Raw genomic sequence first — 14,216 nt, 5'->3', positions numbered from 1 at the left:
CTACAGCTGCGCGAGTTTCTCCAGTACGGGCGCGGCGTCCCGCAGCTTGGCCCACTCGTCCTCGTCCAGCCCGGAGGCCAGTTCGGCGAGCCAGGCGTTGCGCTTGCGGCGGCTCTCCTCGAGCATCGCCTCGGCCTGTTCGGTCTGGGTGACCACCTTCTGCCGGCGGTCGTCGGGGTGCGCCTCCAGCCGGACCAGCCCCTTGGCCTCCAGCATCGCCACGATCCGGGTCATCGACGGCGGTTGGACGTGCTCCTTGCGGGCCAGCTCGCCGGGGGTGGCGCGACCGCATCGGGCGAGGGTGCCGAGCACCGACATCTCGGTGGGGCTCAGCGACTCGTCGACCCGCTGGTGTTTCAGACGGCGCGACAGCCGCATCACGGCGGACCGCAGCGCGTTCACGGCATCAGCGTCGACGCCGTTGGACAGTTCCGGCATGGTCTTTAGCATAGCTCATTAGCCTTTCTAAGGAAAGCGGCGGTCCGGGGCCCTCCGGGGAGCACCCCGGGATCACCCGTATGAGTGAGGACGTCGCGGAAAGCGACACACCTGACCGCGCCGTGCAGGGACCGTGTCGGTATGGGATCGAGAGTGCTCAGCCTGCGCGTGGACGGGGAGCTGCTGGAGCGCCTTGGGCAGCACGCCGCAAAACGCGGAATGAGCGTCCAGGACTATGTGGTCCGGACGCTCATCCGCGAGGACTTCGATGAACGGTTGTCGAGCTCGGTCGACGCGACCGAGCAGCTGCACGGCTGGGGGCCGGCGCCCGGACCCTCGTAAGGGGTCCGCCCGCCCGTCGCCCGACCTCCACCCCCAGGAGACGGCGCTGCGCGCCGGCCCTCCCGCTACTTCACCCCGAGCACCTGCTCGATCGGGTTGAGCAGGAAGTAGACCAGGAAGCAGAGCCCGACCGCGTTCAGCAGCCACGGGATCTCCTTGACGCGGCCGGTGGCCGCCCGCAGCAGGATGAAGGCCAGCACACCGATGCCGATGCCGTTGGTGATGCTGTAGGTGAACGGCATCGTGGCGATGGTCAGGAACGCCGGGATCGCGACGGTGAAGTCGCTCCAGTCGATGTCCCGGACGTTCGAGGCCATGATCAGGAAGCCGACGACCAGCAGCGCGGGCGTGGCGGCCTGCGAGGGGACGACCGTCGCCAGCGGCGTGAAGATCAGCGCGAGCAGGAACAGTCCGCCGGTGACCAGGTTGGCCAGGCCCGTGCGGGCGCCCTCGCCGACGCCGGCGGTGGACTCCACGAAGCAGGTGTTGGCGGAGGCCGAGCCGAAGCCGCCGCCGGCGACCGCGATGCCGTCCGCCATCAGGATCCGGCCCATGTTCGGCAGGTTGCCGGTCTCGTTGTCCAGCAGCCCGGCCTCCTCGCCGACGCCGATGATGGTGCCCATCGCGTCGAAGAAGCCGGACAGCAGGACGGTGAAGACGAACAGGCAGCCGGTCAGCACGCCGACTTCCTTGAAGCCGCCGAAGAGGCTGATGTGCCCGATCAGCCCGAAGTCGGGCGCGCCGACGATCTTGTCCGGGACGTTCGGGACGGCCAGCCCCCAGGACGCGTCCGGGATGTTCGCCACCGCGTTGATGATGATCGCGACGATGGCCATGGTGACCATCCCGATCAGGATCGCGCCCTTGGTCTTGCGCACGGTCAGCACGAACATCAGCGCCAGGCCGAGCACGAAGACCAGCACCGGCCAGCCCTTGAGCTGACCGCCCTGGCCCAGGCCGAGCGGGACGGTGGTGTGCGCGGCGTCCGGGTTGCGGCTGACGAAGCCCGCGTCGACCAGGCCGACCAGCGAGATGAACAGGCCGATGCCGATCGCGATGGCCCGCCGCAGCCCGCCCGGGATGGCGTCCATGACCCGCTGCCGGAGCCCGGAGGCCACCAGGATCATCAGCACCAGGCCGGCGAGCACCACCATGCCCATCGCGTCCGGCCAGCTCATCTTGGGCGCGAGCTGGAGCGAGACCACGGCGTTGATGCCCAGGCCGGCGGCGATGGCGATCGGGACGTTGCCCATCAGGCCCATCAGGATCGTGCCCAGACCGGCCATCAGGGCGGTGGCGGTGACCAGCTGGCCGTTGTCCAGGTGGTGGCCGTATTTGTCGACGCCGGCACCGAGGATGATCGGGTTCAGCACGACGATGTAGGCCATCGCGAAGAACGTGGCCAGTCCGCCGCGCAGTTCGCGGCCGACCGTCGACCCCCGCTCGGAGATCTTGAAGAAGCGGTCGAGGCCGTTCTTGGGCGGCTGGGGGCCAGGACTCTTCAGGGCGTCGACCGGCGTGGTGGTCGAGGGCGACATGCGGGACCTCAGTCGTACGGGCCGGGGCAGGCGCGGGATCTCGGGATTGCGCCCGATGGATCAGGATCCGGCCGTGATCCACCGGGTGCGCCCGAGGCCGGGACACGCACAGGCGGCGGGAGAGCAACCAATGAACTGGAACAGTCTGAAGGGATCAGATTGGAGGAATCAACGATCCGAACCAGTCAGCTCCAGAAAGGTTCAGTATGAATAAACAATTCGTTGATCGCTATCTCCGCGCGTAGACCCTTCTGGGGCCCGGAGGAACGCCCTCGGGGGCGGGCCCGGATCGACACCGCCCCCGGCCCCGTAAGCTGAGCCCCATGTGGAAGAAGTCCGAACTGCGCGCGGCCCCGGCGCCCCTCGAAGGTCCCGTCGTCGGCACGATCACCGGCGGCACCATCATCTGGTTCGTACTCTTCCTCGCCCAGCTGCCCTTCTACGGCTGGTACGCCGACCACGACCGCACCTGGCTCGTGTGGACCTGCCTGGCCGGCGGCGGGCTCGGCCTGCTGGGCATCTGGTACGTGCGCAAGCGGGACGCCGCGATCAAGCGGGCGGCGGCCGCGGCGACCGACGCCTCCTGACGCACCCCCACACCTCCCTCCGGGCCGCGGCCGGACGCCGTCCACCCGCCCGGGGTTGCCGCGAAACCGGACAGAACCCCCACACCGCTTCTGTCGACCGCCAGCGGGTGAAGCGGGCAATTCGCCCGTAACGTCTAGGGCATGACGGACCCGGCGCAGACCGAAGTCGAGCAACCGGAGCCCGGCGGGCGGCGCGCCGGCGAGGCCGACCTGGAGGTGGCGCGGCGCGGCCTGACCGCCGCCGAGGTCGCCGAACGGGTGGCCAGGGGCGAGGTCAACGACGTCCCTGCGCGGTCCTCCCGCTCGACCGCGGACATCGTCCGCGGCAACGTCTTCACCCGGTTCAACGCCATCATCGGCGTGCTCTTCGTGATCATCCTGATCGTCGGGCCGATCCAGGACGGCCTGTTCGGCTTCGTCATCATCGCCAACACCGGCATCGGCATCCTCCAGGAGCTGCGCGCCAAGCAGACCCTGGACAGCCTGGCCCTGATCGGCGAGGCCCGGCCGACCGTCCGCCGCGACGGGACCGCCGCCGAGATCCCCACCTCCGAGGTGGTCCTCGACGACGTCATCGAGCTCGGTCCGGGCGACAAGGTGATCGTCGACGGCGAGGTGCTGGAGACCGACGGCCTGGAGATCGACGAGTCGCTGCTGACCGGCGAGGCGGACCCGGTGCTGAAGAAGCCGGGCGACCCGGTGATGTCCGGCAGCTTCGTCGTCGCGGGCGGCGGCGCGTTCACCGCGACCAAGGTCGGCCGGGCGGCGTACGCGGCGCAGCTCGCCGAGGAGGCCAGCCGGTTCACCCTGGTCCACTCCGAACTGCGCTCCGGCATCAGCCAGATCCTCAAGTACGTGACCTGGATGATGATCCCGACCGCGCTGGGGCTGATCTGCAGTCACCTGCTGACCCTGGGGCTGCCGGTCGACGCCGCGGTCCGGCGGATGGTCGCCGGGATCGTGCCGATGATCCCCGAGGGGCTGGTCCTGCTGACCTCGGTCGCCTTCGCCATCGGCGTCATCCGGCTCGGCCGCCGGCAGTGCCTGGTGCAGGAGCTGCCGGCGATCGAGGGCCTGGCCCGGGTGGACGTGGTCTGCCTGGACAAGACCGGCACGCTGACCGAGGGCGGCATGGACGTCAGCGAGCTGCGTCCCCTGGGCGACGGCGCTCACGAACCGGCCCGCCTGCGGCAGGTGCTCGGCGCCTTCGGCGCCTCCGACCCGCACCCCAACGCCTCCCTCCAGGCCGTCGTCGACGCCTACCCGGCCCCCGATTCCTGGCGGTGCACCGGCACCCTGCCCTTCTCCTCCGCCCGCAAGTACAGCGGAGCGGCCTTCGAGGAGCCCGGCGGGCAGCGCTCGTCCTGGCTGCTGGGTGCGCCGGACGTGCTGCTGCCCGGCGACGACCCGGCGCTGCCCGAGATCGACCGGCTCAACGCCCAGGGCCTGCGCGTCCTGCTGCTGGCCGGCGCCACCCGGCCGCTGGACCACCCCGACGTCGCCCACGAGGTGCGGCCGGCCGCCCTGGTCGTCCTGGAGCAGCGGCTGCGCCCGGACGCCCCCGAGACCCTGCGCTACTTCGCCGAGCAGGGCGTCCAGGCCAAGGTGATCTCCGGCGACAACGCGGTGTCGGTGGGCGCGGTCGCCGGCAAACTGGGGCTGCCCGGCGCCGATGCGCCAGTGGACGCCCGGCACCTGCCGCACGACGACCCCGACGCGATGGCCCGGGCCCTCGAAGAGGGCGCCGTCTTCGGCCGGGTCACGCCCCAACAGAAGCGGGACATGGTCGGGGCGCTGCAGTCCCGCGGCCACCACGTGGCGATGACCGGCGACGGCGTCAACGACGTGCTGGCGCTCAAGGACGCCGACATCGGCGTCGCCATGGGCTCCGGCTCCGAGGCGACCCGGGCGGTGGCCCAGATCGTGCTGCTGAACAACAGCTTCGCGACCCTGCCGTCGGTGGTGGCGGAGGGCCGCCGGGTGATCGGCAACATCACCCGGGTCGCCACCCTCTTCCTCACCAAGACCGTCTACTCAGTGCTGCTGGCCATCCTGGTGGCCGTCTGTCAGATCCCCTACCCGTACCTGCCCCGGCACCTGACGCTGCTGTCGACGCTGACCATCGGCATCCCCGCCTTCTTCCTGGCGCTGGCGCCGAACAAGGAGCGCGCCCGCCCGCACTTCGTCCGCCGGGTGATGCGCTACGCCATCCCGTCCGGCCTCATCACCGGCCTCGCGGCGTTCACCACCTACCTGCTGGCCCGCGCCTACTACTCCGGCCCGGACGCCCTCCCCGCGCAGACCAGCGCCGCCACCCTGACCCTCTTCCTGACCGCCTTGTACGTCCTGGCGATCATCGCCCGCCCGTACACCTGGTGGCGGATCGGCCTGGTGCTGCTGATGGGGCTGGGATTCCTGACCGTCCTGGCGACGCCGTGGCTGCAGACCTTCTTCGCCCTGCGGCTGGTGGGGACGACGATGCCGTGGACGGCGGTGGCGATCGCGGCGGTGGCGGCGCTGCTGCTGGAGGTCGCCTGGCGGTGGGTGGGGAAGCGGTTCCCGGTGTGAGCCGGGGCCGGCCGGGTCAGGCCGCGGGGCCGCGCAGCACCTCGATGACGCTGGCGTAGCTGTCGGAGCCGTGCCCGGCCGCGGCGGTCCGCTCCATCAGCCCCTTGAGCAGTTCCGGCAGCGCGGTGTCCACCCCGCGCGCCGCCGCGGCGTGCAGCAGGTGCCCGACCGCGGCGATCTGGACGTCGACGGTGGCGTCGTCGCCCGGGTAACGGCCGGCGTCGACCTGGGGGGCGTAGGTGTTCATGAAGCCGGTCACCGCGGTCAGCCAGCGGGCGGCGACCGGGGTGAAGGCGGTGGCCGCGGTGGGCGCCGCCCCGTCCGCCGCCGTGGTCCGCCCGGCGCCGACCAGGGCGGTGCCGTGCAGCCAGCCGGTCAGGGTGGACCACATCAGGCCCAGCAGCGCGGCGTCGTAGAGGGACCCGAGCCCGGGGTCGGCGCCCAGGTGGAGCGGGTCGCCCAGGGCCTCCAGGGCGGCGCGGTGGGCGTCGAAGACCGCGCGTTCGCCGCTGTAGAGGAACATCATCTCCGGGCTGCCGACCCCGGGCGGGGTGGTCATGATGGCGCCGTCGAGGTAGCCGATGCCGTGCCCGGCGGCCCAGGCCGCGGCCTCGTGGGCCTGCTCGGGCGCGCCGGAGGTGAAGTTGACCAGTTGCTTGCCGGCGAGTTTCCCGGCGACCGGGTCGAGGACGGCGTGCACCGCCGGGTAGTCCAGGACGCACACCAGGGTCAGCGGACTTGCCTCGACCGCCTCGGCGACGCTCCCGGCCACCCGCGCGCCCCGCGCGGCCAGCGCCTCGGCCCTGCCCGGGGAACGGTTCCACACGGTGGTCGGGTGCCCCCGGTCCAGCAGCGCGCCGGCCAGTGCCGAGCCCATCGAACCCAGTCCGACGACGGTCACGGCCGGTCGGTCAGCTTGCGTGCGCATCCCACAACTCCCTTGCTCCTGCGTCAAGATCACGTACCGCTACGTTCGCAGCCGCGGAGCCGTCGGCGACAGTGACGGGAATGACGCCCAGCACCAAATTCCTGCCACCCCGCCGGCCCGTACGCTCGCCCCATGAGCCCCGTACGTCCCACCAGCCCCGAGCCGACCGCCCGCCCCGCGGGCCCGGGGACCGTCGCCGTGGTCGTCCCCGCCGGCATCGGCCTCCCCTCCTGGGACCTCTACGAACTGAGCATCCCGTGCACGGTCTTCGGGAAGCCCCAGCCGGACCTGGCCGACCCCTGGTACGACCTGCGCCTGTGCACCTACGACGACGGGACCGGGCCCGCGCCCGCCGGGCTGACCCTGCACACCCCGCACGGGCTCGACGACCTGGCGGGCGCCGCCACCGTCATCGTCCCCTCCGTCCCCGACGCCTGCGTGGAGGACGGCGTTCCGCTGCCCGCGTCGCTGGTCGCCGCCCTGCGCCGGGCCCACCGGGCCGGCGCGCGCGTGGTCTCGCTGTGCACCGGAGCCTTCGCGCTCGCCGAGGCGGGACTGCTCGACGGCCGGCGGGCCACCGCCCACTGGCAGCACACCGCCCAACTCGCCGCCCGCTACCCGGAGGTGACGGTCGACGATGCGGTCCTCTACGTGGACGAGGGCGACGTCCTGACCAGCGCCGGGCTCACCGCCGGGCTCGACCTGTGCCTCCACCTCGTCCGCCGGGACCTGGGCGCCAAGGTCGCCAACCAGCTCGCCCGCCGGATGGTCGTGCCGGCCCACCGGCCCGGCGGCCAGGCGCAGTTCATCGACCTGTCGGTCCCCGCGACCGACGACGAGGGCCTGGCCCCGGTACTGGAATGGGCGCGCGCCCGCCTGGACCGGCCGCTGACCGTCGACGACCTGGCCCGCCGGGCGGCGCTGAGCCCCCGGACCCTCTACCGGCGCCTCCAGGCATCGACCGGCACCACCCCGCTCCAGTGGCTGCTCAACCAGCGGCTGGCGCGCGCCCAGTCGCTGCTGGAATCCACCGGCCTGCCCATCGAGAAGATCGCCGCACTGAGCGGCCTGGGCACGGCCAACAACCTCCGCCACCACTTCCTACGGCACCTCGGCGTCTCCCCGGGCGCGTACCGCCGCTCCTTCCCGGGCCGCTGAACCGCCGACACCGCCTACCTCGACAACCACCCTCCCGGCAGCGACGCCCGGCGCGCGCCGGGACGGCGGGAGGCGGCCACCGGACACCACGTCCGACGACCGCCTCCACCCTGCCTCCGTCACGCCCCGCGGGGCGCCGGGCTCAGTCGAACCACCGCGCCCGGGCCAGCTCGTCGCCCCGCTCCGGGTCCTCCAGCAGCGCCGCGACCTCGAAGCGGCGCGGCCACTGCCCGGCCGCCCACGCCAGGCCGGCCGCCACGCCCTCCAGCGTCGCGGCGTGCAGCGTGCCGTCCGGGGTCCACCGCCAGTCCAGTTCGACGCCGCCGTCGGCGCCCTCGACCAGCAGTTCCTCGTGTTCGACGTAGGCGTCCGGGGCGGCCGGGCCGAGCAGCGCGCGGACCGCCTCCGGGACGTCGTGCGCCGCGCCGTCGGAGCGGACCTCCGCGGCGACCGCCTCGCTCAGCCGCCCCACCTGGAACAGCTCGGCCAGCTCCGCGGCCCGGGCCGGCCGCACCGGCAGCAGCGCGCGACCGGCCGCCAGCGGCATCAGGTCCGGGGCGTCCGCGACCAGCACGTCCGCCGCGTCCGCCACCTGGATCTCGCCGTCCACGACCGCCCGCAGCTCATCGGGCAGCGTCACCTGATCCGGATCCAGCTCGGTCAACATCCCGTACAACGCGTGGAGTTGGGAGATCCCCACGCGCAGCTCGGGGTCGGCGAGCCGGGTCAGCAGTTCGGCCGCGCCGCCGGGTTCGTCGAGCAGCGCGCCGACCGAGGTGCGGACGCCGAGGGCGCGCAGCACCTGGGCGTCGACCCGGCCCGCGTCCGCCGCCTCGTACAGGCCGGCCAGCAGCGGATCGCCGCCCGCGGCGCGCAGCCCGGCGGGGCGGCGCCCGTCCAGCACCGGGTGGCCGCGCAGCCACCAGGCGGTGTACGGCCGCACCGACTCCGTGGTGCCGTCGGGCAGCAGCACCCGCACCGGCGCGGTCAGGGCATCCCGCAGCGGCGGCCGGGAGAGCATCTCCAGGACCCGCGGCCAGGCGTCGTCGGCGACCAGGTCGAGGTCGCGGACCGCGACCAGTTCGGTGACGACCGGCGGGACCGGGGCCTCCGGGAGGGTGTCGAGGATGTCCTCGCACCACACGTCGACCGCGTCCAGCAGACCCGCGTCGTCGGGCTCGGGGAAGTCCCCGTCGCGCGGCTCCAGTTCGTCCGGATCGAGCACCACGTCCGCGGCCCGGACCAGCGCGAAGGTGGCCAGCACCCCCACCGCGGTGAGCGGTTGCTCCCCCCACCGCTCCGCCAACTCCGCCTCACAGGCGGCGAGTTCGCCCTCGCGGATCACCTGTTCGAAGTCGCTGCCGGGGAAGACCAGTTCGCCCGCCGGCGCCAGCTCGCCGTCCTCGTCGGGCAGCGCCAGCGCGGCCAGCCAGGGCTCGTCGCCGGGCGCCAGATTGGCGTCCCGGACCAGCCCGAGGACCGTCTCGGCCAGCTCCTCGGCGCCCAACGGCACCCCGGCGCCCGGCGCCAGCTCGTCCTCGAAGACGTCGTAGGCGTCCTCGTCGGCGTCGAGCGAATGGGCGACCGCCGCCCGTACCTGAGGCGTCGTCAGCACGGCCCGGGGTGCGGCGGGCGTGGCCCCGAGCTTCTCCAGGAGCGGGTGCACCGCATCGGGGTGGGCGACCTTGAGTCCGAGCCGGGTCAGGGTGCGGTGCCGGTCGGCGGCCTCGCCGCCGGCGTCCGGGCCGCCGTCGGGCAGCGGCAGCAGCACCTGGCGCGGCCCGATCGTGGTCCGCCCGGTGCCCGCCAGCGGCACCGGCAGGCCGCTGAGCCGGTCCGGGTCGGTGCCGGCCAGCGCGTCGTAGAGCCGCCACCACCACTCCGGCGGCCGCTCCACGCCCGCCAGCCGGTCGATCATCTCGGTGAGCGGCACCCGGGCCACGCCCAACGCCCGCAGCTCCGAACGCCGTTCCAGGCCGGCCGGCAGCAGGCTGGGGAACAGCTCGGCCAGCACCCCGACGGTCGCCGCGCCGGCGCCTTCCACCAACTCCGCGTCCACCGGCCGCAGGACGTACCGCTCCCCGTCCTCGCCCTCGCCGTCACCCTCGGCCCACGCGGCGGTCTCCGCCGCCCCGCCGTCGGCCGCCGCGCTCGGCAGGAACCGCATCCGCGGCAGCAACTCCAGCACCTGTCGCCGCAGTTCGCCGTCCAGCCAGCCCTTGCCCAGCGGTCCCGGGACGAGGTCCAGGGTGCCGGCCGACACCGGCTGCCAGTCGCCGAGCAACCCCGCGTACCCGGCGGCCGCCCGGCCCACCAGGAAGTCCGCGAGCGGCCCGGGCGCGACATGGCGGCGGGTCGGCTCCAGCGGGAACGACGCGATGAGCAGCGCGGGCAGCCCGAGCGGTTCGTCGGTCGGGGTCGGCGCGTGCAGCACGGGCACGGTGCCCGGCCGCGCCGGCGCCCCCGCCTCGTCCACCGGCACCGCCCAGGTCACCGACCAGAACGGCCGCAGCCGCTCCTCGACCGGCCGGTCCGCCAGCAGCGCCGGGTCCAACGAGCCGCCGTCGGTCGCCACCCGCCACCGGGTGGCCCCCCGCCGGCTGTCCTCGATCAGGACATACGCCTCGTCCTGACGCCGCGTCAGCGTCCGGGCGCCCTCCGGCGTCTCCACCACGACCTCGGCCAGCCCCGGCAGGGTCAGCAGCAGCGCCGCGTCGACCCCGGCCAACAGCCGCTCGGCGAGGTCCTGCGCGGCACCGTCGCGCAGCGGCAGCACCACCGCGGTGTCGTACCCCTCCGGCGCGGTGCCCGCCGCGGGCAGCGGCAGCCGCAGCAGCGGTACGTGGCCCTCGCGGCGGCGGAGTTCGCCGCCCAGCCCCGGGCTGTGCGCGGCCACCGCCTCGGCCAGCTCCCGGGCCTCGGCGAGCGACCAGCGCACGCCGCCGGTGCGGCCCACCAGCGCCGGTTCGTCGCTGACCGCCAGCACCGCGGCGAACCCGACGCCGAACCGGCCCACCGCGCCGACCGCCACGCTGGTCTCCCGCTTCGCGGAGGCGCGCAGCGTGGAGAGCGATTCGACGCCGGTGGCGTCCAACGGGGCACCGGTGTTGGAGGCGACGAGCACCGCGGGCGCGTCGCCGTCGGCCGCGTGCAGGGTCAGCCGCAGCCGGCCGGGGACGCCGGCCCGGGCCGCCGCGTCCGCCGCGTTCTGCGCCAGCTCCACGGCGAGCCGGTCGCGGTAGCCGCCGAGCGCGAGGTCCTCCTCGGCATTGGCGTCCTCCCGGAACCGGGCCGGCGAGGCGGCCCAGGCGTCGAGCACGCCGCGCCGCAACCGGGCCGTACCGAATGGGTCGGCACCCTCGTCAGCGCCCCGCACCCACGGCATACCTGCCACGTTTCTCGTCTCCCTCATCAGACGGTTCTGTCCCGACGGTATCGCCCCACGTCGTCGGGTGCGGCGCCGTGCGGGGGCTTCCCGCCTCCGGCGGGAAATGGGGTTTGTGGGGCGGGGGCCCCGGTGGGTGGTGGGTGCCGGGTGCGGGGCCTCCGGGGTGGGTGTGCGGACTGCTTCGCTCTACGTCCGCACACCCACCCCTCCGGCCCCGCACCCTTCCGCCGTCGTCGCCAGTCCCCGCCCCTTGCGGAAAAGGGGAGGTCAGGGGTGTCCACCCCCAACCCACGCTTCTGGGCCAACCAGCACTTCTGATGTCAGGGCCACCACGACGGCCCTAAGGTCCTTCACCCCCACCGGGCGGGGGCCTCTCACGTACGGGCGGGTGCCTGTGGGGCGGGCCGGAGGGGGTGGTTGTCGGACGTAAAGCGCAGCAGTCCGACAACCACCCCCGTAGGCCCGCCCCACAGGCACCCGCCACCCACCACAAGCAGAGGCACCCCCGCCCAACCAAAACCCCTAGCTGTGCCCCAGCTCCTCCGCCGGGCCGCCGTCCTCCACGGACCCGCCGTCCGCCGCGGGGCGGATCGAGACCGGCTCGACCACGGTCTCGTCGAGCACCGGCTCCGCCGGCTTCGGCGGCTTCGGCATCACGGCGGCCTCCGAGTGCGCCCCGCAGCCGTACGACAGCGAGACGACGCGGCCGTCCGCCGGCGAGAACTCGTTCGCGCAGACCCCGAACGCCTGCCGCAACGAGCCGGCCATCGGCGTCAGGAAGCCGCAGCTCACACAGGTGGCGGGGGCCGCCTGGGCCATCGGGGTCTTGGGGCCGAAGGCTTCTTCCCAGCGGTCGGCGGCGGCGTGCAGGCCGTAGCGGGACAGGACCCGGGCCCGGGCCATGCCCAGTTCCTCGGCGACCGCGCCGAGGCTGCCGCGGACGGGCACCGGCTGGATCGCGGGCGAACCGGGGACGACGTCCGCTTCCTCGGTGTCGGCGACGTCGGCGGCCATGCCCTCGGCTACCGGCGAGTTCGGCGGCGGGGTGTCCTCACCGCTGAACCCGGGCTCCAGCCGCAGGTCGTCGGCCTCGGTGGGCAGCAGGTCGCCGGGGCCCATGTCGCCGGGGCGCAGCCGTTCGCTCCAAGGCACCCACTCGGGTGCCAGCAGCGCCTCGGGGCCGGGCAGCAGGACCGACTCGTCGAGGGTGACGATCTTGCCGCGGGAGGCGCGGGCGACCGTCACCGCCCAGCGCCAACCGCGGTAGCCGGGCTCCCTGCAGTCGAAGAGATGGGTGACGACGCGGTCCGCCTCGGCGACAGCATCGATGTGCTCGCCGACCATGCCGGGCGTGGCGACCTCTTCGGCCGCCGCGCGGGCGAGGTCGACCGCCTCGGCGCACAGGCGGTCAGGGGTACGGCTTCGCATCGCAGCACTCACAAGAATCGATTCTCTCTTCCACGCCGTCTCACGAGTGCGCCAGCCGGGGCTGTCCTGGTCCTGTCTGGACGACCTGCGGGGGTCGGGGCGGGCGGAGCGGACCTGGGGACCGCGTCGACGTCCGCGCCCAACTGGTTCGTTCGGTCGAGCGCACCTCTTACGTCCTATTCTGCGCGATCGCAGGGAAATGAGGTACGCGGCCGAAACAGACCGCCGGTGGCGCTCTGGACACGCTACCCCTTCAACGCTGCACGACCCCTCGGCGGGAGCAGCAAATCTCACCGATCGCGGTCGGGCGGGGGTGTCGCGGTGACCGCCAGGAGGCCGATGCGCCCCGCCCGACCAGGGGGAGAAACCGCCCTAGATGGGGCGAGTTGGGGCAGTATGACCAGGTGGCAGCCGTCAGGGCGTCGAGGACGCCGAGGACGTCGAAGGTCCGCCGGGCGGGCCGGGCGGCCGGGCGCGCGCTGCACCGGCCGCTGGCCGCCGCGGCCCGGGGGGTGCGGCGGGCCACCCACGCACAGGGCGCCGGCGAATCGGGGCTGGCGAAGCTGATCGAGTTGCACGCGGTGAACGCCGCGGGCGACGTGATGATCACGGTCGCGCTGGCCTCCACGGTGTTCTTCTCGGTGCCGACGCACCAGGCACGGGGGCGGGTGGCCCTGTACCTGGCGGTCACCATGGCGCCGTTCGCGCTGCTGGCGCCGGTGGTGGGGCCGCTGCTGGACCGGTTGCCGCACGGCCGCCGGGCGGCGATGGCCGGCTCGATGCTGGCCCGGGCGGTGCTGGCGCTGACCATGTCGGGGGCGGTGGCCGGCGGCGGGCTGGAGCTGTATCCGGCGGCGCTGGGGGTGCTGGTGTCGTCGAAGGCGTACGGGGTGGTGCGCAGCGCGGTGGTGCCGCGACTGCTGCCACCGCGGGTCTCGCTGGTGAAGGCCAATTCCCGGGTGACGCTGGCGGGGCTGCTGGCGACCGGGGTGGCCGCGCCGGTGGGCGCCGGACTGCACCTGATCGGACCCGCCTGGCCGCTGTACGGGGCGTGCGCGGTGTTCCTGACCGGGGCGTTCCTGTCGTTCTCGCTGCCGCACGCGGTGGACTCGGGCAAGGGCGAGGCCCGGGCCCGGCTGGCGTCCCGGGACGGCACGTCCCCCGCCGGGGCGGGCGGACGGCGGCCGGGGCTGCGCACGGTCGGCCCGTCCGTCCTGCACGGCCTCCAGGCGAACGCGGCGCTGCGCTCGCTCTCCGGCTTCCTCACCTTCTTCCTGGCGTTCCTGCTGCGCGAGCACCCCTTGGGCGGGCTGGGGGCGGCGGCGTCACTGGGGCTGGCCGCGGTGGCCGCCGGCACCGGGAACGCGCTGGGCACGGCGGTCGGCGCCGGGCTGAAGGCGCGCGGCCCGGAGCGGATCATCGCCGCGATGCTGGGGCTGGCACTGGGCGCGACGGCGCTGGCGGCGCTGCTGTACGAGGTACTGGCGCCCGTGGTGGTGACCGCGACGGCGGCCACCGCGGGGCTGTGCCAGGCGCTGGCCAAGCTGTCGCTGGACGCGATGATCCAGCGGGACGTGCCGGAGGCGGTGCGGACCTCGGCATTCGCCCGGTCCGAGACGGTGCTCCAGCTGGCGTGGGTGGTGGGCGGCGCGCTCGGGATCGCGCTGCCGCTGGTCGGCACACTGGGCATGGCGGCGGCCGCCGGCCTGGTGGCGCTGGGCGCCGCACTGGCCGTGCGGGGGCTGCTCGACGCGGCCCGGCGCGGCGGCCGGCCGGCCCCGCGGGTGGTGTGACGGCGCAGGCGGGGCAGCCCGTGCGGCGGGCCCGGTCGCGGCGCGCCG

Annotated in this window: 10 protein-coding genes; 5 read left to right on the top strand and 5 right to left on the bottom strand. The window is 74.1% G+C overall.

Going from position 1 to position 14,216, the window contains the following annotated elements:
* On the bottom strand, positions 1-438 hold the full coding sequence (locus tag JNO44_RS25700) for a MarR family winged helix-turn-helix transcriptional regulator (RefSeq protein ID WP_067347913.1): 438 nt from the start codon (positions 436-438) through the stop codon (positions 1-3).
* Positions 439-579: 141 nt separating this feature from the next.
* Here JNO44_RS25700 and JNO44_RS25695 point away from each other — a divergent pair, with 141 nt between their 5' ends.
* Complete coding sequence (locus tag JNO44_RS25695; RefSeq protein WP_073445776.1) at positions 580-780, top strand: hypothetical protein; 201 nt, start codon at positions 580-582, stop codon at positions 778-780.
* Between the two features lie 65 nt (positions 781-845).
* On the opposite strand, the gene JNO44_RS25690 is transcribed toward JNO44_RS25695, so the two are convergent.
* Positions 846-2,318, bottom strand: coding sequence for an NCS2 family permease (locus JNO44_RS25690; RefSeq protein WP_205366266.1), 1,473 nt, complete (start codon positions 2,316-2,318; stop codon positions 846-848).
* 323 nt (positions 2,319-2,641) lie between these two features.
* Between JNO44_RS25690 and JNO44_RS25685 the strand changes: the two genes are divergently transcribed.
* Together JNO44_RS25685 and JNO44_RS25680 are read left to right on the top strand one after the other, a co-directional pair.
* On the top strand, positions 2,642-2,905 hold the full coding sequence (locus JNO44_RS25685; protein ID WP_039633730.1) for a DUF2530 domain-containing protein: 264 nt from the start codon (positions 2,642-2,644) through the stop codon (positions 2,903-2,905).
* 141 nt (positions 2,906-3,046) lie between these two features.
* Complete coding sequence (locus tag JNO44_RS25680; protein WP_205366265.1) at positions 3,047-5,473, top strand: cation-translocating P-type ATPase; 2,427 nt, start codon at positions 3,047-3,049, stop codon at positions 5,471-5,473.
* 16 nt (positions 5,474-5,489) lie between these two features.
* On the opposite strand, the gene JNO44_RS25675 is transcribed toward JNO44_RS25680, so the two are convergent.
* Entirely contained in the window at positions 5,490-6,401 is a 912-nt protein-coding gene (locus tag JNO44_RS25675) for an NAD(P)-dependent oxidoreductase (protein WP_205366264.1), read from the bottom strand.
* A 198-nt stretch (positions 6,402-6,599) separates the two neighbouring features.
* On the opposite strand from JNO44_RS25675, the gene JNO44_RS25670 reads away from it, so the two are divergent.
* Entirely contained in the window at positions 6,600-7,559 is a 960-nt protein-coding gene (locus JNO44_RS25670; protein WP_205370494.1) for a helix-turn-helix domain-containing protein, read from the top strand.
* Between the two features lie 142 nt (positions 7,560-7,701).
* Here the strand turns inward: JNO44_RS25670 and JNO44_RS25665 are convergent, their stop codons facing one another.
* Together JNO44_RS25665 and JNO44_RS25660 are read right to left on the bottom strand one after the other, a co-directional pair.
* The gene (locus JNO44_RS25665) at positions 7,702-10,944 is read right to left on the bottom strand and encodes a sacsin N-terminal ATP-binding-like domain-containing protein (RefSeq protein ID WP_205370492.1); all 3,243 of its coding nucleotides are present in this window, start codon (positions 10,942-10,944) and stop codon (positions 7,702-7,704) included.
* Positions 10,945-11,469: 525 nt separating this feature from the next.
* On the bottom strand, positions 11,470-12,375 hold the full coding sequence (locus JNO44_RS25660; protein WP_205366263.1) for a DUF3027 domain-containing protein: 906 nt from the start codon (positions 12,373-12,375) through the stop codon (positions 11,470-11,472).
* 404 nt (positions 12,376-12,779) lie between these two features.
* On the opposite strand from JNO44_RS25660, the gene JNO44_RS25655 reads away from it, so the two are divergent.
* The gene (locus tag JNO44_RS25655) at positions 12,780-14,168 is read left to right on the top strand and encodes an MFS transporter (RefSeq protein ID WP_240167658.1); all 1,389 of its coding nucleotides are present in this window, start codon (positions 12,780-12,782) and stop codon (positions 14,166-14,168) included.
* Positions 14,169-14,216: the final 48 nt, after the last annotated feature.

The sequence above is a fragment of the Streptomyces noursei genome (assembly GCF_016917755.1).
Taxonomy (GTDB): domain Bacteria; phylum Actinomycetota; class Actinomycetes; order Streptomycetales; family Streptomycetaceae; genus Streptomyces; species Streptomyces yunnanensis.
Note: the sequence above shows the minus strand (reverse complement) of the source record. Positions and strands in the feature narration are given on the sequence as shown.

Coding starts and splice junctions, on each gene's coding strand:
- JNO44_RS25700 (WP_067347913.1), bottom strand. CDS start 438: ATGCCGGAACTGTCCAACGGCGTCGACGCTGATGCCGTGAACGCGCTG.
- JNO44_RS25695 (WP_073445776.1), top strand. CDS start 580: ATGGGATCGAGAGTGCTCAGCCTGCGCGTGGACGGGGAGCTGCTGGAG.
- JNO44_RS25690 (WP_205366266.1), bottom strand. CDS start 2,318: ATGTCGCCCTCGACCACCACGCCGGTCGACGCCCTGAAGAGTCCTGGC.
- JNO44_RS25685 (WP_039633730.1), top strand. CDS start 2,642: ATGTGGAAGAAGTCCGAACTGCGCGCGGCCCCGGCGCCCCTCGAAGGT.
- JNO44_RS25680 (WP_205366265.1), top strand. CDS start 3,047: ATGACGGACCCGGCGCAGACCGAAGTCGAGCAACCGGAGCCCGGCGGG.
- JNO44_RS25675 (WP_205366264.1), bottom strand. CDS start 6,401: ATGCGCACGCAAGCTGACCGACCGGCCGTGACCGTCGTCGGACTGGGT.
- JNO44_RS25665 (WP_205370492.1), bottom strand. CDS start 10,944: ATGCCGTGGGTGCGGGGCGCTGACGAGGGTGCCGACCCATTCGGTACG.
- JNO44_RS25660 (WP_205366263.1), bottom strand. CDS start 12,375: ATGCGAAGCCGTACCCCTGACCGCCTGTGCGCCGAGGCGGTCGACCTC.